Below are 23,296 nucleotides of genomic sequence, written 5' to 3'. Positions count from 1 at the left end.
CGGAGGAATCCTGCGCTCACCGATCTGATCGTGGCGGCGGCCTACGCGATCCCGCTCGGCCTCGTGTCGTTGCGCCTGCTGCAGCTCTCCGACAGCCCGCTCGTCTGGCGGGTTCTCGCGGGGGTGGCGGTACTCGTGCTGCATGCGGCGACGGCGCTGCGGCGCCGTTGGCCCCGGCTCGCGTTCGGCGTCGGCGCGGGGATGGCGATGGTGCTCGCGCTGCTTCCTCCGTTGCAGGATGCCGAGGGGAACGCGTTTCCGGCGTTCGCGTTGCCGAGCATCCTCGTCTTCGGGGTGCTCGTGTTCACCGCGGCGCGCGTGCTCAGCGCACGCGCCAGCTGGGCCTGCCTGGCTGTCGCGCTCGCCGTGGCCGCCGTCGTCGTGGTTCGGCTCTGGAACCCGCAGGTCTGGGGCAGGCCATCCGACGATGGCGAGCTCATCATCTGGCGCGCGGCGCTGACGCTCGGCATCACGGCGACGATTCTCTGCCTGTGGGCGCTGGGCAGGCTCGCCAGAGTGCGAGACGCCCATCTCGAGGAACTGAGAGAGAAGGCGGAACGGGCCGATGCCGACCGGGCGCGTGAGCGTGCGGAGGCGGCTCGCGCCGAACGGGATCGCATCAGCCGAGAACTCCACGACATCGTCTCCCACTCCTTGGCGGTCATGGTGAGCCAAGCCGAAGGCGGCCGACTCTCCGATCCGGCCGCGCCCACTGCTGCGACGTTCGCCACGATCTCGAGGATCGGGCGCGAATCCCTGCGGGACATGCGCGGACTGCTGGGCGTTCTGAGGTCGGACATCGGCACCGAGCGAGTGCCCCAACCGGGCTTGGCGGATCTGCCGGCGCTGGTGAGCCAGGTGCGGGCAGCGGGCGTGGAACTCAGTGACGAGGAATCAGGCGATCAACGACGGCTGCGCCCAGCAGCAGACCTTGCCGCGTATCGTGTCGTGCAGGAAGCACTGACCAACGTGCTCAAGCACGCAGGACCCTCACCGGAGGCCGGCCTCAGCCTCGACTGGAAGGATGACCGTCTCGTGATCCGCGTCCACGACTCCGGCGCAGGCGCCCGCATCGACGATGATCCGGGCGGCGCCGGGCTGGAAGGCATGAGAGAGCGACTGCAGATCATCGGAGGTTCGCTCGAGACCCGCGCTCACGTGGGCGAGGGGTTCACCCTCACCGCGACCATCCCCTACGACGACGGGAGTCTGCCCTGATCCGCCTGCTGATCGTCGACGATCAAGAACTCCTTCGACAGGGACTGACGATGGTGGTTCGGTCTCAACCCGACATGGACGTCGTCGCAGAAGCCGGTGACGGCCGCGAGGCGCTCGGAGTTCTCGAGACCGAACAGATCGACGTCGTCGTGATGGATATCCGCATGCCGGTCATGGACGGCATCGCGGCCACGCGTGAGATCCAGAAGCTGGACGATCCTCCGAAGGTGCTCGTGCTCACGACCTTCGACCTCGACGAGTACGCGTTCGATGCGATCGGTGCCGGAGCGAGCGGTTTCATTCTGAAAGATGCACCCGGCGAGGAGATCATCGCCGCGATTCGGCACGTCGACAACGGCGACGCCGTCATCGCTCCGGCGACGACCCGTCGCCTCCTCGACCATCTCGCCGCTCCGACCGGAGACCCGGACGCCGTCTTGGGCAGGCTCACCGACCGGGAGCGGGACGTCTTCCTCGGCCTCGCACGCGGCGACTCGAACGCGGAGATCGGGGCGCGGCTGTTCCTGTCCGAGACCACGGTGAAGACCCATGTCGGGCGCATACTGAGCAAGCTCGGCCTACGGGATCGGATTCAGGCCGTGGTGCTGGCATACGAGACCGGGGTCGTCTCTCGCGGGACGAGGCATCCGTCGGACACCTCCTAGACGCCGTCGCCGGCGAGCCCGTGCTCGCGCGCGAACATCGCCGCCTGCGTGCGGTTGACCGCACCGATCTTCGTCAGGATGTTGCGCACGTGGTTCGCCGCGGTGTGCTCGCTGATCACGAGCGCCGCGGCGATGTCGCGATTGCTGCGCCCCTCGGCGATGAGTCCGATGACCTCGCGTTCGCGCGCGGTCAGCCCTGACTGAGCGGATGCCCCGGCGCCCGTATCGAGCGACCGCAGCACCTTCACCAGGCCCGCCGGCTCGGCGATCGCCCGCGCCCGGAGGGCGAGCGCGCTCGCCGCGGGCGACCGGGGGTCGGCATGGCGCAGGTGCGCCGCGTGGGCCGCGAGTGCGCGGGCGACATGGAGCGAGGCACCGCTGCGCTCGGCGAGTTCGAGTGCGGCGTCGAAGCGTTCGTCAGGAGCACCGAACCCGCAGAGGGATTCGATCTCGCCGAGGTAGCAGTCGGCCCCGCCGAACAGGGCCACGAACATGCCCGACATGAGGTTGAGCCCGGTGTACGCCTCGAGCCAGGGGTGCAGGCGCTCGGCGGCGGCGGCGTCGCCGAGCAGCACCGCCGCCTCCGCCATGAAGGCGAGTCGGGCCGGCCAGTCGCCGGAATCGGCCGACTCCGGCACGGTGCGCTCCAGCATCCAGTCGAGCGTGCGCTGGGCGGGGGTCCGGAGCTCGAGCTCCGTGTAGATCGCGAGCAGACCGGGTGGCCAGCGCTCGGCGGGCGACTCGTCGCCGGTGATGAGCGGCCGCAACCGTTCGATCCGGCCGGCCTCCCGGCGCACCATGTAGCTCTGCACCGCGCTCGCCGTCGAGGTGCCATCGCCGCGGAACGCGGTCTCATGGTGGTGCGCGAGGCGGCCCGCGGCGTCCGCGTCATCGAGACGTCCGGCGATGAGCGCCCGCCCGAACTGCACGCAGGCATCCCAGTACTCCCAGTGCCGGCCCCAGCGCCGGTTCACCTCGACGAGATCGCGCTCTGCATCGTCGAGGCCCGGGCGCTCGCCGAGGATGTACGAGATGCCCGCACGCCAGATCGCTCCGGCGCCGAGCCACTCCGTGCCGACCGGTCTCACCAGCCGGGTCAGCTCGGTCGCGCGGTCGAGGCGCTTCCTGATCTCCTGAGGGCGCAGCGTCAGCGTCGAGGTGGCACGAAGGGTCGCCGCGAGCACCTGCGCATCGCCGTACGCGCGCGCCAGCGCGATCGCTCGGTCGCCGATCCGCTCGCCCTCGTCGACGGCGCCGGTGTATGCGGTGGCGCGGGCGAGCGAGCCGAGCGCTTCGATGTAGAGCGGATCGTGATCGTCGGGCGGCACCGTCGCGATGGCGGCGGAGAGCAGGTCGAGCGCACGATGGCCGGGCAGGCCCGGCCGCCAGGAGGCATCCTCGAACCTGATCGCCGCGCGAAGGCGCCGCCGCGGCGTGCCGCTGCCGATCACCTGCTCGCAGATCGCCCGCGCTCGCTCGGTGTCGGCGGCGAGGTCCCAGCACTCCGCCGCCCGCAGCAGCAGCTCGCCCTGCTCGTCGGCATCGGGCGAGATCTCGGCCGCGCGTTCGAACAGGCGTCCGGCGTCCTCGTAGGCGAAGCGGCCCTCGGCGAGCTCGGCCGCCCGGGTGAGGTAGGTGACGGCACGGTCGCCGAAGCCCAAGGCCCGTGCGGCCGTGTAGTGGAACGCGAGTCGCTGGATGAGCCGTGGCGCCGCCGGGAAGTCGGCCTCGAGCACCTGCGCGATGCGGGCGTGGGCGCGGAGCAGCTCGACGTTCGGGATCAGGTCGATGACCGCCTGCCGGGCGATGGCGTGCGGGAACCGGTACCGGTCGCCGGCCTCGCGCGGCGTCTCGATGAGGCCGGCGAGCGCCGCGGCATCCATCGCCTCCAGCGTGACGTCGGCGGCCGTCTCGCTGATGCCGATCATCTCCGCAAGGTCGACTTCCTGGCCGAGCACGGCGGCGAGCCGGAGCACCGACCGCTGCGCCGGGTCGAGCAGCGTGAGACGCGACCGCACCAGGTCGCCGGCCGAGTCGGGCAGTTCGATGACGCGTCGGCCGCCGTGCAGCTCGGCCTCGACGACCGGTCGCCACATCGCCCGCAGCAGGAACGGATTGCCGCCCGTGAGCTCGCTGAGCACCCCGGCCGCATCGAGCGCGCGCTCGCGGGAGAGACCGGCGCGGGCCACGACGTAGTCGGCGATCTCGTCGACCGTGAAGGGCGCGAGTTCGATGCGCTGCACGCCGGTCAGCCGCGCGAGTGGAGCGAGGGAATCGGCGAGCGTCTCCGAGCGGTCAGGCGGAGCGTTGCGAAGCGTGCCGAGCAGGAGCACCCGCGCTTCGGCGGTGCCCGCGACGACGCGGCCGAGGAGCTGCACGGCGGCCGGCCCCGCCCAGTGCAGGTCGTCGAGCGCCAGCACCACCGGCCGTCTCGCCGCCGCCGCCCGCAGCACCTCGACCACTGCGTCGAACACGCGCTCCTGGCCGATCGGCCGGTCCGCGGCATCCTGCCCGTTCCGTTCGAGCACGCGTTCGATCAGCTCGACCGATTCGAGAGCGGATGGCGCGGCGGCATCCGCTTCGAAGGCGGGCAGCACTGCTCGCAGGGGCTCGTCGAACGGCTCGAACGGGGCGCCGATCTCCTGGATGCAGGAGCCGGTGAGCACGGCGGCGCCGTTCGCGCTGAAGCGCGTGCACACCTCGCTGACGAGCCGTGACTTGCCCGATCCGGCGTCGCCGCTGACGAAGACCGCCCGGCCGGAGCCGGCGAGCGCGTCGGCCCACGCGGCATCGAGCGCCGCGACCTCGTCGTGTCGCGCGATGAACGGTGGCTGGCCGGAGGTCGTCCAACCCGCCGGCAATGCCGGGGCGGACCAATCCCGCATGACCCTCACGATAGTCCGCGGCCGTGCGCGCGGCGATGACCCGAATTGACTACGCCGAGCCGCGAGTGAAGATGGCCCGGCCTCGTCATGCGGCGCAAGCGCGACCTTCCTACCGTGGGGCCCAGCGGTGCTCTTCCAGAGGACCGCATCATGGAAGGAACAGGATCATGAACGCTCGCGCGTTCCTCATCATCCCGGCCGTGCTGGCCATGGGAGTGCTGGCCGGTTGCGGCCTCACCGACAGCGGCGCAGCCGGGGCGGGCACCGGGTCCGTCAAGGTCCAGGTGCCGTCGACCGAGATCTGCCATGCGCCCTCGTACATGCGCAAGCGCATCCCCGAGGGCTTCTGCACCAGCATCCGGGACACGGACGACTACCTCTCGCCGACCAGCGGTCGGTGAGCGGTTCCTCAGCCCGGCGGGATGTTCTGGTTGAGCCGGAACAGGTTGCCCGGATCGTACGTGCGCTTGAGTGACGTGAGCCGCTCGTACTTCTCCGGGCCGTAGGCCTCGCGGATGCGTTCCTCGCCCTCGTCCATGAGGAAGTTCATGTAGACGCTCGTGTGGAACGGCTTCAGGGCCGTCCAGAATCCGCGGACCCATTCGCGTTCGGCATCGAAGCCCTCGGCCGTCGCCGTCGCCGCGTTGATGTTGAAGGTGTGCCCGGCACTGCGTCCGTTGAAGGCGGTCTCGCCCTCGCCGACCCTGGCCACGGCCCCGCCCATCTGCCAGATGGGAAAGCTCGTCAGCGGTGACTGGATGCGCCTCGTGTGCTCGACGGTGATGTCGATGACCTCGTCGCTCAGCTCGGCGACGTCACAGGAGCGGAAGTAGTACCAGCGACCGGGCGGGAACGACGGATCGAACATCGCCTGATGCTCGATGAAGGGCTTCGGCACGCACTGGTCGAGCACCGGTGAACCGAAGCTCTTGATCGGGCGCACGACTCGCTCGCCCACTTCGACCGGGCCCGTGTAGCAGCAGACCACGCCGACGATGAGCTTGCCGTGCAGCTCGGGCGGAACGAAGGGGAGCGGCGGTGCCTTGCGGTGCATCACGATGGTCATCAGTTCGTCGGGCGCATCGGCGATCCAGTCGCGGTAGAAGCGCAGCACCTGCGGCGATTGCTCGATGGGCCAGAAGATGGGGCCCGCGACGACGGTCGGGCCGACGTCGCACAGGTTGAAATCGAATGCGGTGACGATGCCGAAGTTGCCGCCGCCGCCGCGCACACCCCAGAAGAGTTCGGCGTTCTCGGCCTCGCTCGCGACGACGCGCTCGCCCGCAGCGGTGATGAGCTGCACCGACGACAATTGGTCGATGCTCAGGCCGTGCTTCCGCATGACCCACCCGATGCCGCCGCCGAGCGTGAGTCCGGCCACGCCGGTGTGCGTGACGATGCCGCTGGGCGCCGCGAGTCCGTACGGTTGCGTTGCCCGGTCGAGATCGCCGAGCAGGGCTCCGGCCTGCACCCGAGCCGTGCGCGCCTCGGGATCGACGGTGACGCCCTTCATGAGCGAGAGGTCGATCACGATTCCGTCGTCGCAGACCGAGAGCCCGGGAAAGCTGTGACCACCACCGCGCACGGCGACGGGCAGGCCCGTTCGGCGAGCGAACCGCGTCGCGGCGACGATGTCGTCGGCTCCAGCGCATCGTGCGATCAGGGCGGGATGGCGATCGATCGAGCCGTTCCACACCTTGCGGTGCTCGTCGAAGGAGTCGTCGGTCGGCCGCACCAGTCGCCCGGCGAACCCGGATTCGAGTTCGTCGAGTGCGGCTGCATCGACCGCCACGGTCATGCCGCCAAGCTACTCCTCGGCCCCCGTGTCGGCCAGCAGGGCGGTCACCGCAGATCGCTGCGGCGAGTCGGCGGGCGAACTAGCCTGTACTCATCGACCGAGGGGAATCACCATGAGTGACACCACGGATCGCGACGACCGCAACTTCGCCGACGACGCGAACGAGCAGCGGCGCCTGCGCGCCGAACACGCCCGCGAACTCGGTGTCGACCCGTTCTTCGAGGGGGCCGACATCACCGAGAGCGACGGGCCCGATCTCGAGGCAGGCGATGACCTCGATACCGGTGGGGGCCACCGCACGCCGCGCGACTGAACTGCATGAACCGTCTGTCAACTGCGGGCGAGACTCGCGATGAGCCGTCCTGCCGCCGCGTCACTCCGAGCTGCGGGGTGAGGTGCGCGGCGCGTAACGCGCCAGCGTGATGCCCGTGCCCGTCGTCACGCTGCTGAGCAGCGTCAGCTCCTGGTGCACCCCCTCGAACATGCGCTGCCCGCTGCCGAGCAGCACCGGGTGGATGATCAGCACGTACTCGTCGATGAGGCCCGCCTTCGCGAGCGAACGCACGAGCTCGCCGCTGCCGAGGACCGAGAGGTCACCGCCATCCGTCGCCTTCAGCTCGGCGACCGTCTGCGCGGCGTCGCCCGCGACGACCGTGGAGTGCTGCCAGGTGAGTTCGAGCGCGGGGTCGCGCGTCACGACGAGCTTCTCGGTGCGGTTGAGGTGCTCGGTGAACGGATTGCCGTCGGTCTGGTGCGGCCAGAATGCGGCCATGTGGTCGTAGGTGCGGTGGCCGAACAGCATCGCGCCGGTCTGCGCCATGCCCTTGCCCATCTCGGCGCCGAGCTCGGGGTCGGCGTTCGCGCCGAGCGCCCAGCCGCCGAGGGTGAAGCCGCCTCTGGTGTCCTCGTCGGGTGACATCGGTGCCTGCATCACGCCATCGAGCGAGATGTTGTTCGTCACGGTGATCCTGCGCATGTCGTTCCCTTCATGATCGGATGGCTCGTTCCATCGTTCACCGATGAGTCGGATCCCGATTGGGGAAATCGACCTGTGGACAAGAACGGCACGGGCTCCGGCTCACGGTATCGTCGTTTGGCCAGACTTCGAAGGAGCCCTACCCCTCATGACCGAACTCATCCTCTCCGGAAACGACCTGCAGACCGTGCCCGTCGTGATCTCGATCGCCCGCGACCTCGGTTATGAGGCCACGCAGCCGACCCAGACCAGCATCAAGCTCGAGCGCGGCAACCTGACCAAGACGCTGCTGCTCGGAGCGATGGCGGGCAAGAACTTCCACATCTCGTTCACCTTCGACATCGGCGTCGACGAGCACGGCAACACGTGGCTGCGCTTCGACCAGGACGGCGCGCTCGGAGCCGTCAAGGGCGGCGCGATCGGCTACGCGAAGAGCAAGAACGCGTACGGCGACTTCATCAACGCGATGCGTGCGGCGACGACGCAGCGCGGGCTGCTGCTCGGCGAGCGGTAGCGCGGAGCGCCACGAGGCTGCACTCAGGAGTGCGCTTCTGCTGCATCCTCGTGGCGCGCGGTGCGGAGCGGAGAGAACGCGACGACCAGGGCGGCGACCGTGAAGACGGTCGCCGCGACTCCGAGGGTCGGTTGGTAGCCCAAGACGGTGACGAGCAACCCCGTCAGCAATGCGCCGACGAAGAAGACGACTCGATTCACCGTTCGGATCGTCGAGTTCATCCGGCCCTGTATCGCGTCGGGCGCCACCGCCTGTCGGTAGCCGGTGTCGTTCGCGTCCTCGATGCCCATCGAGAGACCGAAGACGAACTGCGCACCTGAGACGACGGGCAGGAGGACTCCGAGGCCGCTCGAGGCGTCCATCGGCATCACGGCCAGCACCAGCCACGGCACGATGGCGAGGGCGCGGCCCAAGAGGATCGCCCGCCCGGCACCGAGCCGAGCGCCGAGCCGAGGAGCGAAGAGCGCCCCGAGGAAGCCGCCGACGCCCCCGAACGCGAGTGCGACACCGAACGCCCAGGGCGCGAGGTCCAGCTCCCGGAGGACGAACACGGCGAACACGGTCGACACGATGCTGTTCGCGAGGAACCAGATGTGCACGGAGAGCGCGAGCGGACGGAGAGTCCGGTGCCGATAGGTGTAGCGCAACCCTTCGACGATGTCGTGCCCGATGTGGCGCCCTCGGAGGCGGCGCTGCGGCGCCGCCTCATCGACCGTGATGCGGGACTGGAGCACCGCCGACACGGCGTTGATCACCGCATCGAAGGCGAAGAGGATCGGTGCACCGAGCAGGTTGAGCAGCGCGCCGCCCAGCGCGGGCCCGGCGGTGCCGGCGACCGTCTCGCTCTGGCCGAGCCGCGCGTTGGCCATCACGAGTGAGTTTCGCGGAACGATGTTGGGCAGGAGCGGCTGGGCGGCGGAGTCTGCGAAGAGCGTCAGGATGCAGAGCATCAGGATGACGGCGGCGAGCGACCAGAAGGTGAGTGCGTCGAGGAGGAGGAGCACAGGGATCGAGCCGAGCACGATCGCACGCGCGACGCTGGTGACGATCAGCGTCCGCTGACGCCGCCATCGGTCCATGAGTGCGCCGATGATCAGGCCGAGGAAGAGATACGGAACGACGCTGAGCGCACTCAGGATGCTGATCTCGAGCGGGGTGGCGTTCAGCACCGTCACGATCAGGACCTGGAATGCGACGCCGGCGATCGCGCTCCCGAACGCGCGGATCGTCGTGGCGCTCCAGAAGAGCGTGAAGGCCGGGATGCGGAGGACCTCGCGCGAGCGCGTCTCGGCATCGGTGCCTGTTCGAGCCGCCGCGTCGCGCACTCGCTCAGTGTACGACGGTCGTCGGCGACGAATGCGTCCGAGATGCTGCAAGTGAGAGCGAGTTCTCCGGATTACTAGGTCATCTGACCCACTTCACGTATGCTCGCTCGCAACCCGGTCGAATGACGCGCAAAGGAGCGCCCATGCCCACCCTCTTGCACCGAACCGCCGCAGGGTTCGCCCTCGCGACGGCCGCCGCACTCGCCCTCGTTCCGACGGCCGCAGCGGTGGCCGCGCCCGCGGGCACCGAGACGAGCAGCAGCCGCAATGCCGCGAAACCCGCCCCCGCGGCATCCGACGATGGAAGCACCGTCACCACGCCCGACGGCCGCGTCTTCATCACCGACGAGCAGGGCCGCGCGCTGCAGCTTCGCGGCTACAACGCGGCCAAGTACGTGCACGACCGACTGACGCCGGACGACGTCGCCGACATGGCCGACCAGGGCTTCAACTTCCTGCGGCTCGTCGTGCAGTGGCAGTACTTCGAGCCGGTGCAGGGCGACTACGACGAGGCGTACTTCGACTACGTCGACTCGGTGCTCGACGCCGCCGACCGCGAGGGCGTGCACGTCATGATCGACATGCACCAGGACGTGTACGGGCCGGTGTTCGGCGCCTCCGGCGCACCCGAGTGGGCGACCCGCACCGACGGTCTGCCGTTCGTCGACGACCCCGACAACTGGTTCAACAACTACTTCCAGCCCGCGGTCATGCGCGCCTTCACGCACCTCTACGACGATGCCGACCTGCGCGCAGCACAGCAGCAGTTGTGGGTCGAGGTCGCCGACAGCTTCAGCGGCCACGAGAGCCTGCTCGGCTACGACCTGTTCAACGAGCCGTTCGGCGAGTTCGAGGAGGGCGAGGACTGGGTCACCGCCTCGGCGCGCATCGAGTCGACCAAGATCAGCGACATGTACGACCGGCTGATCGACTCGATCCGCTCGGTCGACGAGGAGTCGTGGATCTTCGTCGAGCCGACCGTGCTCGTCGGCTACGGCGTGCCCACGCAGCTGCGCACCTTCGACGACCCGAAGGTCGGCTACGCGCCGCACTTCTACAACACGGGCGTCGAAGAGGGCGGCGACTGGCCCGGTGACGACTTCGTCGTGAACTACGAGGCCGGGATCTCGGCGTATCCCACCGCGAACGGCATGCCGATGATCGTCGGCGAGTGGGGCGTTCCCAACTCGCGCACGCCCGGCAACGCCGCGCTCGTCGCCGCGCAGGTCGCGGCCATGGAGCGGTTCGCGAGCGGCTGGGCGATCTGGTACTACTGCGCAAGCGACGGCGGCGGCTACTGCGCGATGAATGCCACGGGCGGGGCCGCCCCCGGCAACGAACCCGCGTTCGGCCCGTACGCACGGGCGATCGCCGGGGTCCCGGGTTCAGAGCACTTCGACGCGGCGAGCGGCGACTACACCGTGAGCTTCACGGCCGGCGCCGGTCCGACCGAGATCTGGGTGCCGAAGACGACGTACGCGCAGGCACCCGAGGTGTCGATCACGGGTGGCAAGGCGCACTACAACGCGAAGAAGCAGACCCTGCGCATCACGGCGAAGCCGGGTTCGACGGTCACGCTGACGCTCGAGAAGTGAGGTCGGGCTGTCACGGCGGCCTCGCCCCGCGGGGTCGTCGCGACAGCGTCGGGCGGAACCGGCCGGCCGGCCGTGGGCTGGCTCGTCAGCGCAGTGACGCCACGAACGCCCGCAGTCGGGCCGCGAGCTCGTCGGGCACCTCGGCTGCCGTGAAGTGCCCGCCGTGCTGCAGGCGGTCGAAGACGCGCAGGTCGAGGTAGTGACGTCGGGCGAGCGTCTCGGGGTACGCCGCCTCGTGCCGCTGGATGAAGACCGCCGCGGGCACCGAGGTCGGCGGAATCAGGTCGGGCTGGTCGGCGCCCTCGTAGTACGGGCGGAACGACGAGCCGATCGTCTGGGTGACCCAGTAGATCATCGCCTCGGTGAGGATCTGGTCCCGTGAGATGCGCTGCTCGACCGCGCGGGGATCGCCCGGCGGGGTGTCGCTCCACTCCACGAGCTTCTCGGCCAGCCAGGCCAGCAGCCCGGCGGGGGAGTCGTTGAGGGCTGCGGCGAGGGTGTCGGGCCGGGTCGACTGCACTTGCCCGTAGGCGCCATCGGTGTCATGGCGGTCGGCGAGGTCGGCGAAGAACGCCACCTCCCCGGGGTGCGTGAGCTCGGCACGCTCCTCGCTCGTGGGGAAATGCGCGTGCGTCGCGACGATGCCGGCGACGTGCTCGGGATGGCTCGCGGCGATGAGGTCGCTCACGTTGGCCGTGACGTCTTCGCCGTACGTGAAGTACCGCTCGTAGCCGAGCACCTCGGTCATGAGGGCGTGCATCGTCGCGGCGAGCCGTTGCTCCGACATCGGTCCCTCGGAATACGGCGAGGAGAACGCGAAGCCCGGCAGGCTCGCGACCACGACGTCGAAGTCCCGCAGGACGTCGGCGAACCCGAGCTGCAGCGCGAAGGTATGCGGCCAACCGTGCATGACGAGGATCGCCGGCGCTCCTGCCCGCTCCGCCCGGCGGTGCACGAAGTGCACGGCCGCGTCGCCGACCTGGGCGATGAACTGCGGGTGCTCGTTGAGCCACGCCTCGCGGGCGCGCCAGTCCCACTCGATCCAGTCGTCGACGAGCTCGCGCAGATACGTCGCACTCATGCCCGATGCCGGCTTGCGCGGCGCATCGTCGAGGAACCGCGTGCGCTTCAGGCGAGCACGCAGATCGTCGAGCACGTCATCTGGGACATGGAGTTCGAACGGCCGGATCTCACTCATGCGGCGACGATAGCCGAGGCCTCCGACAGCCGCCGAGACCGTCGCCGAGCGGATGCCTCAATCGAGCGAGAGTACCCCCTCGGGGTCGCGCACGGCGACGCGGTCGTGACCGTCGGGCGCCTTCCCGACGAGCTCCGGTGCCGCCGCGAACACGCGCTTCGAGCCGTCGCCGACCCGGGTCACGCCCGAGAAGTCGAGCACGAGGCATCCGTCGTCGCTGACGAGGGGGGAGAGGCGCGTGAGCACCTCTTCGGCGCCGGCGAACATGATCTCGCCGCGCAGCATCGCGACCGTGTCGACGCCCTCGCGCTCGAGCGACGCGATCGGCGAGAGCGGTGCGCCGTGGTGCTGCAGCATGTGCAGGCCGTGGCGCTCCGACAGGAGCTCGAGCGTCGCGACGCCGCGCACGCTGTTGCCGCGTTCGTCGAGGCGGGGGCTGAACGTGCCGATACCGAACTGACCCGGCTGCACGGCCGCGATGCCGCCGCCGACCCCGCTCTTGGCGGGCAGGCCCACCCGCACGAGCCAGTCGCCCGACGCGTCGTACATGCCGCAGCTCGTCATGACGGCCGTGGTCCAGCGGGCGGCGTTCTCGCTGATCACGCGTTCGTCGGTCACGGGGTTCACGCCGCCGGTGGCGAACGTCGCCGCCATGATCGCGAGGTCGCGCGCGTTGACGGTGAGCGAGCACTGGCGGAAGTACGCGGTCGTCGCGACATCCGCCGTCGAACCGAGCGTGCCGGCCGAGCGGGTCAGGTAGGCGAGGGCGCGGTTGCGATCGCCGGTGGATGCCTCTGACGAGAACACCTCCTCGTCGACCTGCAGGTCGCGGCCCGCGAACCGCTCGAGGCCGGCGCGCACCACGTCGAACTTCTCTGCGGCCGTGTCGCCCCGCATGAGGGACGTGGTCACGATCGCGCCCGCGTTGATCATCGGGTTCAGCGGGCGACCGGTCGACTCCTCGAGGCTGATCGCGTTGAAGGGCTCGCCGCTCGGTTCGAGGCCGACGTGCTTCGTGACCTCGCCGATCCCGAGCGCATCGACCGCGAGGGCGAAGACGAACGGCTTGGACACCGACTGGATCGTGAACTCCGCGTCGGCGTCGCCGGACTCGTGCACGACCCCGTGGGTGCTGGCGAGCGCCGCGCCGAGCTGCTCGGGTTCGACGGTCGCGAGCTCCGGGATGTAGCTCGCGACCGCGCCGTCGGTTCGTTCTCGCACCGCCTCGAGCACGGAGTCGAGGGCGTGTCGTACCGGATCTCGCAGATCGGCGGCCATGGGGTCAGCATACGACCGGGGCGGGGCTGCGAGCGAGCCTTCGGAGATCGGGACATTGGAATCGACTCCTCCTCCACAGGCGGTGATTCGGGGGGTTATTCACAGGCTGACCTGCAATTTCCGAGCGAATCGAATGTCAGTGGGTGGCGGCAGGATGGAGCCATGAACGGAATCGTCGAGGCGCTCGAGCAGGTGCGATCATCGCTCCTCGACGTCACGGGCTTCGACGACGCGGCCGGGTGGTCCGATCACGAGTTGCTCGCTGCGACGGCCGCGATGGAGGCGGTCGGCCGAGTGATCGACGCGCGCCGCGTCGCCTGCGCCGGTGAAGTCGCCGAGCGTTCGCGAGTCGAGCTGGGCAGTGAACGGCTGTCGACCAGGCGTGGATGCCGCTCCGCCGCCGAGTTGCTCGAGCGGGTCACGCAGGTGTCGGGCGCCGAGGCCAGACGACGCAGCGCGCTCGGTGCCGCGACGCGGAGTCGGCAAGGGTTGACCGGCGATCCTCTGGAGGCGCGGTATCCCGAGGTCGGGGCGGCGCTCGCCGACGGAGAACTCGGGGTCGATGCCGCGTGCACGATCGTGCGCGAGCTCGACGGCACCCGGCGGGTCGCCGAGCCCGTCGCCCTCCGCTCGGCCGAGCGCGAACTCGTCGCGGCGGCCGTTGCCTCAGGCGATGCCGCACCGGTGCGCTGCTCCGCCGACGAGCTGCGGGTGCAGGCGCAGATCTGGGCCGCGTTCCTCGACCAAGACGGGCCCGAGCCCGACGACGAACGCGCGATGCGGCGGCGAGGCTTCAGGTTCGGCCGGGCTCGTGACGGGCTCATCCCGGTCGGTGGCGAACTGCTGCCCGAGGTCGCAGCGGGGCTGCGCCGTCTCTTCGATGCGCACCTCGCGCCACGCTCCGGGGGAGGCTTCATGACCGCCGAGGAGCGCGCCGACGTCGAACGCAACGGTGAGCAGCGAACGGCCGACCAGCAGCGTCACGATGTCATGGCGGCGATCATCGCGACCGCCGCCCGCTCGGGTCGAGACCGGGCACGGTGTGGCGCATGCCGACGGTGTCGAGATCCCGGTGTCGATTCGCGCGGCGAGGCAGTTGATGTGCACCGGCGGCACGCAGCAGGTCACCTTCGACGGCGCCGGCCGCATCATCGGACTGGGCTCGCCCGAGCGCTGCTTCACCCCGCACCAGCGCCGGGCGATCACACTGCGCGATGGCGGATGCCTGATCCCGGGGTGCAGCGTGCCGGCCGCGTGGTGCGAGATCCACCATGTCGTTCCCGACGTCGATGGCGGCCCGACCCACACCGACAACGGAGTGCTGCTCTGCTGGTTCCATCACCGCACGATCGAGACCTCGGGGTGGGGCATCCGCATGGCCGGTGGGGTTCCGCAGGTGCGCCCGCCCGCGTGGCTCGACCCGGGCGGCGGGTGGCGGCGTGCCACGAAGTCGCCGACGAGGCTCACCGACCAGCTCGAGCGAAGATCCGCCGCGGTCGCGTGACGGCACCGTCGTGCACGGGCGCCGGTCTATGCGGTCAGCGGGCGAGCGAGACCCCCAGAGTGGTGAGCACGCCGAACACCACGCCCCAGATCACGATCGAGATGATCTGCCAGAAGATCACAGCGTTCCGGTTCGCACCGAACGACACCATCGCAGCCGAGGTGAACTGGCTCGGGAGGATGAACGGGCCGACGAGGCTCACCCCGGCGACGCCGTACTTGTCGAACGCCCGGCGCACCTTCTCGCGGCGCGGGGACTCGACGGGCTCCGTGTCGGAGGCGGATGTGCCGGAGGCGGACATGTCGGAGGCGGACGTGTCGGCGACGGCCTTGCCGGCGACGACCTTGCCGGCGACGACCTTGCTGCGCACCCCGTGGGCCGTCATCACGAAGACCAGCATCGAGATGACGTTGCCGACCACGGCCGCGCCGATCGCGACCGCGGTCGGCAACCCGATGAGCACCCCGATGACCGAGCCGAAGTAGGAATCGACGAACGGGATCGCCGCGACGAGCATCACCCCGAACCACTGGAGGAAGGAGGGGAGGGAGGCGGTGAAGTCCTGCAGTGCGTCGATCATGACGGGCCCTTTCGTCGGGGTGGTTGGTGATGGTTCAATCCTTCGCGGCGGGCCCCGATGACGGCAGTGCCGCGGTGTCAGGTGATCGCGTGGGAATCCGCACCTCGGACCGTGACAAATGTCACTGCCCTAGGCTCGGATCCATGCCCGCAGAACCCGCCCGCAGTGTGCAGACCACGTGGCTGTACACACTCGGGTCGATCGTGTTCTTCTTCGGATTCCTCGACCTCGTCATCGCGTTGTCGATGCTCGAGGCCTACCTGAGCACCGACGACGTCGTGACCGCCGTGCTCGTCGTGCTGTTCCTCGTCGCGTCGGCGACCCAGCTGCGGTACTGCTGGTTCCTGCGCGTCGGGCGCGGGGGCGGCCTGCCGAGTCCCTGGTGGACGGCCGCGCTCGTGGCACCCGCCGCGATCGTGTGGGTGCTCGGCCTCTTCGCACCGGTCAGCGAGCTCGCGGCCGCGATCCCGCTCTGGGCCGCGGCGACGCTCATCGCGTGCCTGCTGCCGAAGCCCCAGCGCCGACTCGTGCTGCTCGTCGGGTTCGTCACGGTCATCGCGCACCCGATGCTCGCGACGGCGGTGACGGGCGTGCCGTTCGAGTTCGGCCGATCGTCTGACACGTGGATGATCGCCCTCTTCGCGGCGATGCTGCCGATCATGCTGCTCACGAGCATGTGGTGGTGGGAGGTCGTCGTGCAGCTCGACCAGCACCGTCGCACCGCCGCCGAACTCGCCGTGACGCAGGAGCGGCTGCGTTTCGCCTCCGACCTGCACGACATCCAGGGCCACCACCTGCAGGTGATCTCGCTGAAGTCCGAGCTCGCCGAGCGCCTGCTCGAGATCGACCCCGCGGCCGCCCGTGAGCACCTGCACGAGACCCGCCTGATCGCGAAGCAGGCCCTCGAAGAGACGCGCTCGCTCGTCGCCGGCTACCGGCAGGTCGCCTTCGACGACGAGCTCGAGAACGCTCGCGAGGTGCTCACCGCGTCGGGAGCCGAGTGCGCGCTGCGGCTCGGCCCGCTGCCGGCGGATGCCGCCGCGCAGAGCGCGCTCGCCTCGGTCGTGCGCGAGGCGACGACCAACATCCTGCGACACAGCGAGGCGACCACGGTGACGATCGAACTGACGACGACGGGCGAGCGCACGGAACTCGTGATCGTGAACGACGGCGTACCGGTGACGGATGCCTCGGCGCCCGGCGATGCTGCGGTCGGCGTCGGCGTCGGCGCCGGCGCTGCGTCGCGCGCGCCCGGCTCGGGTCTCGCGGGCCTGCGCGAACGGCTCGCCGCGGTCGGCGGCACGCTCGAGACGTCGACGGATGCCTCGGGCGCACGCTTCGAGCTGCGGGCCACGGTGCCCGTCGGTGTGCGGGTGACGGCGTGAGCGGCGGCATCCGTCTGCTCATCGCCGACGACGAGCACCTGATCCGCGGCGCCCTCGTCGCACTCCTGAACCTCGAGCCCGACATCGAGGTCGTGGCGAGCGCCGACAACGGACTCACCGCCGTCGAGCAGGCGATCGCGACCGTGCCCGACGTGTGCCTGCTCGACCTCGAGATGCCGCATGCCGACGGGCTCGAGGCAGCCGCGCGCATCCTCGCCGAGGTGCCGACGCGCGTCGTGATCGTGACCCGGCACGCGCGCCCCGGCGTGCTGCGTCGCGCACTGGCGTCGAAGGTCTCGGGCTTCGTGCCGAAGTCGACGCCCGCCGAAGACCTCGCGCACGTCATCCGCGACGTCGCCGCCGGTCGTCGCTACATCGACCCCGAGATCGCCGCGACCGCGCTCACCGCCGAACGCTGCCCGCTCACCGACCGCGAGCTCGACGCGCTGCGCTACAGCCGCTCGACGACGAGCGTGCAGCAGATCGCCGAGCGCCTGCACCTCGCGCAGGGCACAGTGCGCAACTACCTCTCATCGGCGATGACGAAGCTCGACGCCTCGTCGCGGCACGAGGCCGCCGAGAAGGCGTGGCAGCAGGGCTGGATCTGAGGCGAAGGGGCGGCGGGCGTGCCCCCGCCGCCCCTCCCGAATCAGCTCGGCGTGATCGTCAGGCCGCCGGCGAAGGCAGGCACGGGGTTCGAGGGCCGCTGCAGGATGCCCCGGGTGATCCCGCGGATGACCAGCCACGCCAGCGGTGCCGCTGCCAGCAGGAGCACCTCGCCTGCGAGGCTCATCCACATCGCGACACGCATCGTTTCGAGGTCCTCGGCGACCAGGTAGATACGGCCCGAGAGCTGGATGACGTAGTTGCTGACGACCCAGAGCAACCACCAGATGATCTGCCACGAGGGTCGAGTGCGCCCGACGGCTCGCCAGAGGTCCGAGACGTTCTGGTACGGGAACCAGAGGCTGATGATGGGCACGAACCAGGATCCGGCGTGCCAGCCCGGTGAGCGGCGCGTTCGGCCGGTGACCTGCTTGGCGACTCGGTACTGCCAGATGACCCAGATCACAGCGGTGGTGATGAGAACGAGCGACGACAGGATGCTGACCACGAACGTGCTCTGGTCGTACGTGTCGAACCTGTCGACGGCCGTGTCGTCGCCGTTGAGGTAGTCCGCGATCGTGATGATCCCGAACGTCTCGACGCCGATGGTGGCGACAGACATGACGATGCAGACGAGCAGGAGCACCTGGGTGGCCATCGCGAGCTTGGCGATGGCGTTGGTCGCGTCCGGTCGCTGTTCGGGCTGGTGCTGCGGCTGCGGGTGCGCCCATCGTGCGCCGTCCCACCACCACGTCTCCGACGATCCGTCTGGCGCCGGGTACCAGCCGGGAGGAGGGGACGTGGGGATGTTGGTGGTCATTGGCTTCCTCGGAGGATCATCTTCGACACGACGTGCGATCCGGACGGCTCTCTCCGCTGGATCGCGTGCAACTCTAGCGATCCGGGTGGGCTGTCATCTAGACGTGTGGGCCGTCAGCCGTCGAGCACGTCGAGGTCGACCTCGATCTCGTCGCCCTCTGCGATGCCCTCGGCCTTCAGCACGGCCTTCTTGAGCGGCAGCGCGTAGGTGCCGCCGCCCGGGAAGATCGAGGTGCTCCACGTCGTGCCGCCGACCGTCGCGACGACGCGAACGGAGTCGAAGCCACGCGGCATCCGCGGCTGGTCGGAGATGTCGGCGCTCGGCTCGGGCGGAACGTCGACGAAGAACCAGTTGCGCCGCGCCGTCCATTCGTAGACCTCGGCGGTGAAGCGGATGCGCATGTCGCGATCGTACTCGCGGCCGGTGACGCCCGGCTGGGCCGCATCTAAGGTAGGGCGGTTCGTCTGAGGTGCCCGACCACCGTCTGAGGTGGCTGAAGCCTCCGAAGATGAGGCACACGCCCGATACGCACCCCCTACCTCAGCGAGGAGTCTGGTCTCAGTGGCCGCAATCCGGCCCGGCAGGTCTCGAAGGGATCGGAATCATGAACCTCGCATACGGGTACGTCGCCCAGACGTTGCAGATGCACGACGAGCTCGAAGCGGGTCGCGTCAACGAGCGGCGCCGCAACGCCGCCGACCGCCGGTCGCTCGAGGGCGAGCGGGCCGATGGCCCTCAGGGCCTCTTCGGTCGGTTCGCCGAGTGGCGCCAGGGGCGCTCGCGGCAGCGCATCCACGGCCTCCCGGTCGCGCACTGATCGCGCGCCGCGCCGGCTCGTCCCGGCTCATCTGCTCCGCGCCGGCTCGCCCTCTCGGGCGGGCCGGAGCGCTGCGTCGGCTCAGCCGGCGGCCGCGATGACCTCGCGGTGCAGTGCGAGCAGGCTCGCCGTGCGGTCTGCCGGACCCCGGCCGAAGCCGCACTCCGTGCCGATGCCGAAGGCGGCGACGCCGGCGGCGGCGAACGCGTCACGAGCGGGAGCGATGCGGGCGAGCGCGCCGTCGACGCCGTCCTCGTGGTGCACGAGGCCGAGGAACGGCGTCGTCTCGGCGGGCAGCGCCCAGCCGGCGAGGGGGGCGAAGTACGCGGCATCCGCGCGCTCGATCGGCACCGGCAGGTGCACCCAGTCGATCGGACGATCGAGCTGGGCCGAAAGGGCGTTCGCGACGGCGACGAGCTTGCCCGCGTCGGTCGGCTCGACGAAGTGCTTCTCGGCGACGTCGCCGTAGCAGAGGTGGAATCCGAGTTGCGCGCCGGCGGGCACGCGCGCAGCGAGCTCGGCGGCGAGGCCGGCGATGGCGTCGACGAGCGCCGGGGCATCCGCACCGCCCTCGGCGAAGAAGGCCTCGAGCGGACCGCCGCCGAGGCTCACGCCCTCGAGGTAGGCGAACTCGGTCGCCATGTCGATCTGCACGGCGAGGTCATCGGCCGGAATCGCCGCTGCGATGCGGTCGACCTCGGCGGCGAGTGCAGCCGCGTAGGCCGGGTACACCGCGGCGCGATCGGCGGGAGCGACGTACGTCGTGATGGGCGCGAGCGGCGAGGGCAGGCACACCTGGAGCCGCGTGCCCCCGGGGATCACGCCGGCGTCGCGCAGGCGGGTGAAATCGGCATAGCTCGCCGCAGCGGCATCCGCATAGCCGAGCGGGCCGAAGACGAGGTCGGATGCCGCCACCGATCCGTCGAGCACGAGCGGGCGCAGGTCGAAGCCCGCGACGATGATCGGGTCGATCGGCAGGCGGCTGAGACCGTCGACCGCGTCGAACGCGGCGCCCTGGAACAGGATCCAGTGGAACCGCTCGCCGACCTCGCCGTCGGGGATGCGTGCGAGCTCGCTGCCGAGATCTTCGGCGACGACGCGGAAGGTCGCCTCAGCGGTGGGCTGGTTGATCGAGCCGACGAGGTGTGCACCGGCGACGCGGGGGAGTTCAGGCATCCAGCCATCGTAGATCGGCGCTCCGACGCATGACGCGAGGCATCTGCGGCCACCGTCTGCGACCACCCCTCGGGCGGGGTCTTGCCGCGGCATCCGCCAGGTCGTAGGGTCGCGTGCGACGCGCCACTCACCGACGATCGGAGTCGAGATGCCCGCCACTGCCCTTCCCTCGAGCGGCGATGAACCCGGCCGTGCCGGCGGCGCCAGCGCCGGCGGCGCTGCGAAGACGTGCGACGCGAGCGGCATGGCCGAGATACACCGCTTCTTCCGGGCGGGGTTCGGCGAGGGCCGCGCGCTCGTCGAGGGCGTCGCCGAATCGGATGCCGCGCACGCCGACGTCGTCGGCGACCACCTCGGCATGCTCTCGGTGGGCCTGCACGCGCACCACGAGGGCGAGGACACGATGCTGTGGGACACCCTCGAGCAGCGCGCCCCGTCGTGTGCCGTGCACGTGGCGCGCATGAAGGAGCAGCATGCCGTGATGCTCGTGCACCTGAACTCGCTCGACGCCGCGCTGCCCGCGTGGCGGGCGAGTGGCCGGTCGGCGGATGCCGCGGGCGTGCTCACCGCCCTCGACGGCATCACCGCTGCGCTCGCCGCGCACCTGCCCGATGAAGAGACGAACATCGTGCCCGTCATGGAGGTCACGCTCACGCCGAAGGAGGTTGACGCGCTCTCCGAACACGGACGCAAGGCGACGCCGAAGGGCAAGACGTTCGAGCAGCTCGGGGCGATCCTCGCTGCACAGCCCGATGGCGGTGCCGAGTGGCAGCGCACCCACCTGCCTGCGCCCGTGCGCCTCATCTGGCGGATGATCGGCAAGCCCAAGTACGAGGCGAACCGGGCTGCGTTGATCGGGCGCCGCTGAAGGGCAACGTTGACCGCGGTCGCAGTGATCTCGCTGTGCCGATCGCGCCGTGCTGATGCCGTGCCGATCGTGCGCCGTGCCATATCCTCATCGAGCCGGCGATGCCCGGCAGAGGAGGGACCACGATGGTTCAGGAGCAGCTTCCGCGCGACTGGCAGGAGCCGTTGCTGGCGGCGATGGTCGCAGGCGGCGCGACGGTCGGGGGCATGGCACTTCCGCCGCTGCTGCACATCAGCGGTCACACCGGCGCGGAGTTCGTGGGCCTCGCGATCCTCATCGTCGGGCCGGTCGTGTTCATCGTGGTCGGACTCGTCGCCATGCTCATCTTCCGGGTCGGCCGTGTCCGCATCCACTTCGTGGTGCTGGCGGCGGTCACCGCGGTGGTCACCGCCGCGCTGGCCTTCGCGCCGTCCGTGATCGGAGGGCTCGCCTCAGTGCTCGTCACGAGCAACGGCGCCCTGCTCGCGGCCGGAACCGTCTTCATCGGCCTCGTGCTGGCGATCCCGATCCACCGCCACCGGCGGGCGGCGCGCGAAGCCGCGCTGACCGAAGCCAGTGCCACCGGATCGCCCGTCCGGTCGCTGAGGTTCTGCCTCGGCGTCGTCGTGCTGCTCGCCGGGCTGGCGGCCTGGATCCCCGCGATCGTCGCCCCGATCGCGCTGAGCTTCGGCTTCTTCGACGGCCCGCCGAGCGGCTCGTTCATCTCAGGGTTGCTCGGGTGGGCGATCGTCGGAGCGATCCCGAGTGCTTTGGTCGCCGCATGGGCCGTTGCGGTCGTGGTGCTCGTCGACCAATTGGTCGCGCCGCGATTCGTGCGCGCCCTGAGCGTCGGAGCGCCCGCGGCAGTGACGCTCATGTCGATGCCGCTGATCCTCGAAGGAGGGATCGAGGAGGGCGGCGCCGCAGCCGTGTGGGCGCTGGCCTCCGCCATCGCGGCGGCGGTCGTGCTCTTCTTCTGCGAGCGTCGTGGGAGCATGCCGCGCCAGCCCGTGATGCCGTGATGTCGCTGGCGATCGTGCCGCGGAGCATCACGTCCAATTCCCGCGACCGCCACTGGCGGCGACCGAAGAGATCGGAGGGATGATGGAGCCATGTCCCGACGCCATGCCACGCTGACGACCCCGCTCGGCGACCTCCTCGTCGTCGCCGACGGCGATGCGCTGGCCGGCATCTACTTTCCGGGTCACTGGCACCCACCGGCATCCGACACGATCGGGGTCGAGGTCGACTCGCGCACCGACCCGCTCATCACGAGGGTCGGCATCGAGCTCGGCGAGTACCTCGCCGGGGAGCGCACGACGTTCGACCTGCCGATGGCGCCGACCGGCGACGACTTCCAGCAGGCGGTGTGGGCGATGCTCCGCGAGATCCCGCACGGCGCGACGACGAGCTACGGCGAGCTCGCCTCGCGGCTCGGCGATCGCAACCTCGCGCGACGGGTCGGCAACGCGGTCGGGCGCAATCCGCTCAGCATCGTCGTGCCGTGCCATCGCGTCGTCGGCGCCGATGGCTCGCTCACGGGGTACGCCGGCGGGCTCGAGCGCAAGCGGTTCCTGCTCGAACTCGAGGGTGCGCCCGTCGTCGCGCAGGCGCGGCTCTTCTAGCGCCCCCAGCCTGTCGGTGGGCGCTGCCATGCTGGCGCCATGGCAACCCACGAGCACCGCATCCCATTGAGCATCGACTACGTCGAGATCTCGGTCACTGACATCGCCGCCGCCCAGGCGTTCTACGGCGCGGCATTCGGCTGGCAGTTCACGCCGTACGGCCCCGAGTACGCGGGCATCCGCACCGCTGCCGAGGCCGACGGCGAAGAGGCCGGCGGGCTTTCGTTGGCCGAAGAGGTGGCCAAGGGCGGCCCCTTCGTGCTGCTCTACAGCGACGACCTCGACGCAACGCTGGCCGCGGTGACGGCGGCGGGCGGCGAGGTGGTCAACGGCCCCTACGAGTTCCCCGGCGGTCGACGCTTCCACTTCACCGACCCGAGCGGCAACGAGCTCGGCGTCTGGTCAGCGCAGTAGCGAGGGGGCTGCGGCCTCCCGGGAACGTGTCCATCATGGTTGAGAACGATCTGGTCGATCCGCTAGGGTC

General features: G+C 70.1%; 24 protein-coding genes and 1 pseudogene. 15 read left to right on the top strand and 10 right to left on the bottom strand.

Annotated elements, in window-relative coordinates; translation table 11 throughout:
- Positions 1-207: 207 nt before the first annotated feature.
- Together ASE14_RS08830 and ASE14_RS08825 are read left to right on the top strand one after the other, a co-directional pair.
- Positions 208-1,218: a sensor histidine kinase gene (locus ASE14_RS08830; RefSeq protein ID WP_162257718.1), complete on the top strand. Its 1,011-nt coding sequence runs from the start codon at positions 208-210 to the stop codon at positions 1,216-1,218.
- Positions 1,215-1,883, top strand: a complete 669-nt coding sequence (locus ASE14_RS08825; protein ID WP_255356092.1) for a response regulator transcription factor — start codon at positions 1,215-1,217, stop codon at positions 1,881-1,883. The genes ASE14_RS08830 and ASE14_RS08825 overlap by 4 nt, the downstream gene beginning before the upstream one ends.
- Here ASE14_RS08825 and ASE14_RS08820 read toward each other — a convergent pair.
- Positions 1,880-4,768, bottom strand: coding sequence for a helix-turn-helix transcriptional regulator (locus ASE14_RS08820; protein ID WP_082600361.1), 2,889 nt, complete (start codon positions 4,766-4,768; stop codon positions 1,880-1,882). The two genes, ASE14_RS08825 and ASE14_RS08820, sit on opposite strands and share 4 nt — an antisense overlap.
- Before the next feature lie 167 nt (positions 4,769-4,935).
- Here ASE14_RS08820 and ASE14_RS08815 point away from each other — a divergent pair, with 167 nt between their 5' ends.
- Positions 4,936-5,169, top strand: a complete 234-nt coding sequence (locus tag ASE14_RS08815; protein ID WP_056653654.1) for a hypothetical protein — start codon at positions 4,936-4,938, stop codon at positions 5,167-5,169.
- Positions 5,170-5,177: 8 nt separating this feature from the next.
- Here the strand turns inward: ASE14_RS08815 and ASE14_RS08810 are convergent, their stop codons facing one another.
- The gene (locus ASE14_RS08810; protein ID WP_056653652.1) at positions 5,178-6,566 is read right to left on the bottom strand and encodes an FAD-binding oxidoreductase; all 1,389 of its coding nucleotides are present in this window, start codon (positions 6,564-6,566) and stop codon (positions 5,178-5,180) included.
- A 112-nt stretch (positions 6,567-6,678) separates the two neighbouring features.
- Between ASE14_RS08810 and ASE14_RS08805 the strand changes: the two genes are divergently transcribed.
- The gene (locus tag ASE14_RS08805) at positions 6,679-6,879 is read left to right on the top strand and encodes a hypothetical protein (protein ID WP_056653649.1); all 201 of its coding nucleotides are present in this window, start codon (positions 6,679-6,681) and stop codon (positions 6,877-6,879) included.
- Positions 6,880-6,939: 60 nt separating this feature from the next.
- Here ASE14_RS08805 and ASE14_RS08800 read toward each other — a convergent pair whose 3' ends face one another.
- The gene (locus ASE14_RS08800) at positions 6,940-7,542 is read right to left on the bottom strand and encodes a dihydrofolate reductase family protein (protein ID WP_056653647.1); all 603 of its coding nucleotides are present in this window, start codon (positions 7,540-7,542) and stop codon (positions 6,940-6,942) included.
- A 148-nt stretch (positions 7,543-7,690) separates the two neighbouring features.
- Here ASE14_RS08800 and ASE14_RS08795 point away from each other — a divergent pair, with 148 nt between their 5' ends.
- On the top strand, positions 7,691-8,056 hold the full coding sequence (locus ASE14_RS08795) for a hypothetical protein (protein ID WP_056653643.1): 366 nt from the start codon (positions 7,691-7,693) through the stop codon (positions 8,054-8,056).
- A 23-nt stretch (positions 8,057-8,079) separates the two neighbouring features.
- On the opposite strand, the gene ASE14_RS08790 is transcribed toward ASE14_RS08795, so the two are convergent.
- Positions 8,080-9,381, bottom strand: coding sequence for an MFS transporter (locus tag ASE14_RS08790; RefSeq protein WP_056653642.1), 1,302 nt, complete (start codon positions 9,379-9,381; stop codon positions 8,080-8,082).
- A gap of 143 nt (positions 9,382-9,524) precedes the next feature.
- On the opposite strand from ASE14_RS08790, the gene ASE14_RS08785 reads away from it, so the two are divergent.
- Positions 9,525-10,976 (top strand): cellulase family glycosylhydrolase, encoded by a 1,452-nt coding sequence (locus tag ASE14_RS08785; RefSeq protein WP_056653639.1) that lies wholly within the window; start codon positions 9,525-9,527, stop codon positions 10,974-10,976.
- Positions 10,977-11,061: 85 nt separating this feature from the next.
- On the opposite strand, the gene ASE14_RS08780 is transcribed toward ASE14_RS08785, so the two are convergent.
- On the bottom strand, positions 11,062-12,174 hold the full coding sequence (locus tag ASE14_RS08780; RefSeq protein WP_056653636.1) for an epoxide hydrolase family protein: 1,113 nt from the start codon (positions 12,172-12,174) through the stop codon (positions 11,062-11,064).
- A 57-nt stretch (positions 12,175-12,231) separates the two neighbouring features.
- Positions 12,232-13,452 carry a glutaminase A gene (gene glsA / locus ASE14_RS08775; protein WP_056653634.1) on the bottom strand — a complete coding sequence of 407 codons (1,221 nt, stop codon included), beginning with the start codon at positions 13,450-13,452 and terminating at the stop codon, positions 12,232-12,234.
- A 162-nt stretch (positions 13,453-13,614) separates the two neighbouring features.
- Here glsA and ASE14_RS21410 point away from each other — a divergent pair.
- Positions 13,615-14,427: pseudogene (locus tag ASE14_RS21410) on the top strand (DUF222 domain-containing protein); the annotation flags it as partial.
- A gap of 67 nt (positions 14,428-14,494) precedes the next feature.
- A complete protein-coding gene (locus tag ASE14_RS08760) occupies positions 14,495-14,956 on the top strand; it encodes an HNH endonuclease signature motif containing protein (protein WP_056653625.1) in 462 nt (153 codons plus the stop codon).
- Between the two features lie 34 nt (positions 14,957-14,990).
- On the opposite strand, the gene ASE14_RS08755 is transcribed toward ASE14_RS08760, so the two are convergent.
- Positions 14,991-15,536: a hypothetical protein gene (locus ASE14_RS08755; RefSeq protein WP_056653621.1), complete on the bottom strand. Its 546-nt coding sequence runs from the start codon at positions 15,534-15,536 to the stop codon at positions 14,991-14,993.
- Positions 15,537-15,679: 143 nt separating this feature from the next.
- Between ASE14_RS08755 and ASE14_RS08750 the strand changes: the two genes are divergently transcribed.
- The gene (locus tag ASE14_RS08750) at positions 15,680-16,921 is read left to right on the top strand and encodes a sensor histidine kinase (protein WP_056653617.1); all 1,242 of its coding nucleotides are present in this window, start codon (positions 15,680-15,682) and stop codon (positions 16,919-16,921) included.
- Positions 16,918-17,529 carry a DNA-binding response regulator gene (locus tag ASE14_RS08745; protein ID WP_056653615.1) on the top strand — a complete coding sequence of 204 codons (612 nt, stop codon included), beginning with the start codon at positions 16,918-16,920 and terminating at the stop codon, positions 17,527-17,529. Before ASE14_RS08750 ends, ASE14_RS08745 begins: the two co-directional genes overlap by 4 nt.
- A 41-nt stretch (positions 17,530-17,570) precedes the next feature.
- Here the strand turns inward: ASE14_RS08745 and ASE14_RS08740 are convergent, their stop codons facing one another.
- Together ASE14_RS08740 and ASE14_RS08735 are read right to left on the bottom strand one after the other, a co-directional pair.
- Positions 17,571-18,347: a DUF4328 domain-containing protein gene (locus ASE14_RS08740; RefSeq protein WP_056653613.1), complete on the bottom strand. Its 777-nt coding sequence runs from the start codon at positions 18,345-18,347 to the stop codon at positions 17,571-17,573.
- Between the two features lie 113 nt (positions 18,348-18,460).
- Positions 18,461-18,748, bottom strand: coding sequence for a DUF1905 domain-containing protein (locus ASE14_RS08735; protein ID WP_056653610.1), 288 nt, complete (start codon positions 18,746-18,748; stop codon positions 18,461-18,463).
- Between the two features lie 203 nt (positions 18,749-18,951).
- Here ASE14_RS08735 and ASE14_RS08730 point away from each other — a divergent pair, with 203 nt between their 5' ends.
- Positions 18,952-19,164 (top strand): hypothetical protein, encoded by a 213-nt coding sequence (locus ASE14_RS08730; RefSeq protein WP_056653607.1) that lies wholly within the window; start codon positions 18,952-18,954, stop codon positions 19,162-19,164.
- Between the two features lie 81 nt (positions 19,165-19,245).
- On the opposite strand, the gene ASE14_RS08725 is transcribed toward ASE14_RS08730, so the two are convergent.
- Positions 19,246-20,340, bottom strand: coding sequence for a hypothetical protein (locus ASE14_RS08725; RefSeq protein ID WP_056653603.1), 1,095 nt, complete (start codon positions 20,338-20,340; stop codon positions 19,246-19,248).
- A 148-nt stretch (positions 20,341-20,488) separates the two neighbouring features.
- Between ASE14_RS08725 and ASE14_RS08720 the strand changes: the two genes are divergently transcribed.
- The 4 genes from ASE14_RS08720 (at position 20,489) to ASE14_RS08705 (ending at position 23,226) form a co-directional block, all read left to right on the top strand.
- Positions 20,489-21,208: a hemerythrin domain-containing protein gene (locus ASE14_RS08720; protein WP_056653598.1), complete on the top strand. Its 720-nt coding sequence runs from the start codon at positions 20,489-20,491 to the stop codon at positions 21,206-21,208.
- 125 nt (positions 21,209-21,333) lie between these two features.
- Complete coding sequence (locus ASE14_RS08715) at positions 21,334-22,209, top strand: hypothetical protein (RefSeq protein ID WP_056653596.1); 876 nt, start codon at positions 21,334-21,336, stop codon at positions 22,207-22,209.
- 90 nt (positions 22,210-22,299) lie between these two features.
- Entirely contained in the window at positions 22,300-22,812 is a 513-nt protein-coding gene (locus tag ASE14_RS08710; RefSeq protein WP_056653593.1) for a methylated-DNA--[protein]-cysteine S-methyltransferase, read from the top strand.
- Positions 22,813-22,851: 39 nt separating this feature from the next.
- Positions 22,852-23,226, top strand: coding sequence for a VOC family protein (locus tag ASE14_RS08705; RefSeq protein WP_056653589.1), 375 nt, complete (start codon positions 22,852-22,854; stop codon positions 23,224-23,226).
- Positions 23,227-23,296 lie beyond the last annotated feature (70 nt).

Origin of the sequence: Agromyces sp. Root81 (assembly GCF_001429165.1) — a bacterium.
GTDB lineage: Bacteria > Actinomycetota > Actinomycetes > Actinomycetales > Microbacteriaceae > Agromyces.
The sequence above is the reverse complement of the archived record's forward strand: the minus strand, read 5'-3'. Positions and strand labels throughout refer to the sequence as shown.

Coding starts and splice junctions, on each gene's coding strand:
- ASE14_RS08730 (WP_056653607.1), top strand. CDS start 18,952: ATGAACCTCGCATACGGGTACGTCGCCCAGACGTTGCAGATGCACGAC.
- ASE14_RS08725 (WP_056653603.1), bottom strand. CDS start 20,340: ATGCCTGAACTCCCCCGCGTCGCCGGTGCACACCTCGTCGGCTCGATC.
- ASE14_RS08830 (WP_162257718.1), top strand. CDS start 208: ATGGTGCTCGCGCTGCTTCCTCCGTTGCAGGATGCCGAGGGGAACGCG.
- ASE14_RS08755 (WP_056653621.1), bottom strand. CDS start 15,536: ATGATCGACGCACTGCAGGACTTCACCGCCTCCCTCCCCTCCTTCCTC.
- ASE14_RS08720 (WP_056653598.1), top strand. CDS start 20,489: ATGCCCGCCACTGCCCTTCCCTCGAGCGGCGATGAACCCGGCCGTGCC.
- ASE14_RS08805 (WP_056653649.1), top strand. CDS start 6,679: ATGAGTGACACCACGGATCGCGACGACCGCAACTTCGCCGACGACGCG.
- ASE14_RS08810 (WP_056653652.1), bottom strand. CDS start 6,566: ATGACCGTGGCGGTCGATGCAGCCGCACTCGACGAACTCGAATCCGGG.
- ASE14_RS08715 (WP_056653596.1), top strand. CDS start 21,334: ATGGTTCAGGAGCAGCTTCCGCGCGACTGGCAGGAGCCGTTGCTGGCG.
- glsA (WP_056653634.1), bottom strand. CDS start 13,452: ATGGCCGCCGATCTGCGAGATCCGGTACGACACGCCCTCGACTCCGTG.
- ASE14_RS08750 (WP_056653617.1), top strand. CDS start 15,680: ATGCCCGCAGAACCCGCCCGCAGTGTGCAGACCACGTGGCTGTACACA.
- ASE14_RS08705 (WP_056653589.1), top strand. CDS start 22,852: ATGGCAACCCACGAGCACCGCATCCCATTGAGCATCGACTACGTCGAG.
- ASE14_RS08735 (WP_056653610.1), bottom strand. CDS start 18,748: ATGCGCATCCGCTTCACCGCCGAGGTCTACGAATGGACGGCGCGGCGC.
- ASE14_RS08815 (WP_056653654.1), top strand. CDS start 4,936: ATGAACGCTCGCGCGTTCCTCATCATCCCGGCCGTGCTGGCCATGGGA.
- ASE14_RS08800 (WP_056653647.1), bottom strand. CDS start 7,542: ATGCGCAGGATCACCGTGACGAACAACATCTCGCTCGATGGCGTGATG.
- ASE14_RS08785 (WP_056653639.1), top strand. CDS start 9,525: ATGCCCACCCTCTTGCACCGAACCGCCGCAGGGTTCGCCCTCGCGACG.
- ASE14_RS08795 (WP_056653643.1), top strand. CDS start 7,691: ATGACCGAACTCATCCTCTCCGGAAACGACCTGCAGACCGTGCCCGTC.
- ASE14_RS08820 (WP_082600361.1), bottom strand. CDS start 4,768: ATGCGGGATTGGTCCGCCCCGGCATTGCCGGCGGGTTGGACGACCTCC.
- ASE14_RS08710 (WP_056653593.1), top strand. CDS start 22,300: ATGTCCCGACGCCATGCCACGCTGACGACCCCGCTCGGCGACCTCCTC.
- ASE14_RS08740 (WP_056653613.1), bottom strand. CDS start 18,347: ATGACCACCAACATCCCCACGTCCCCTCCTCCCGGCTGGTACCCGGCG.
- ASE14_RS08780 (WP_056653636.1), bottom strand. CDS start 12,174: ATGAGTGAGATCCGGCCGTTCGAACTCCATGTCCCAGATGACGTGCTC.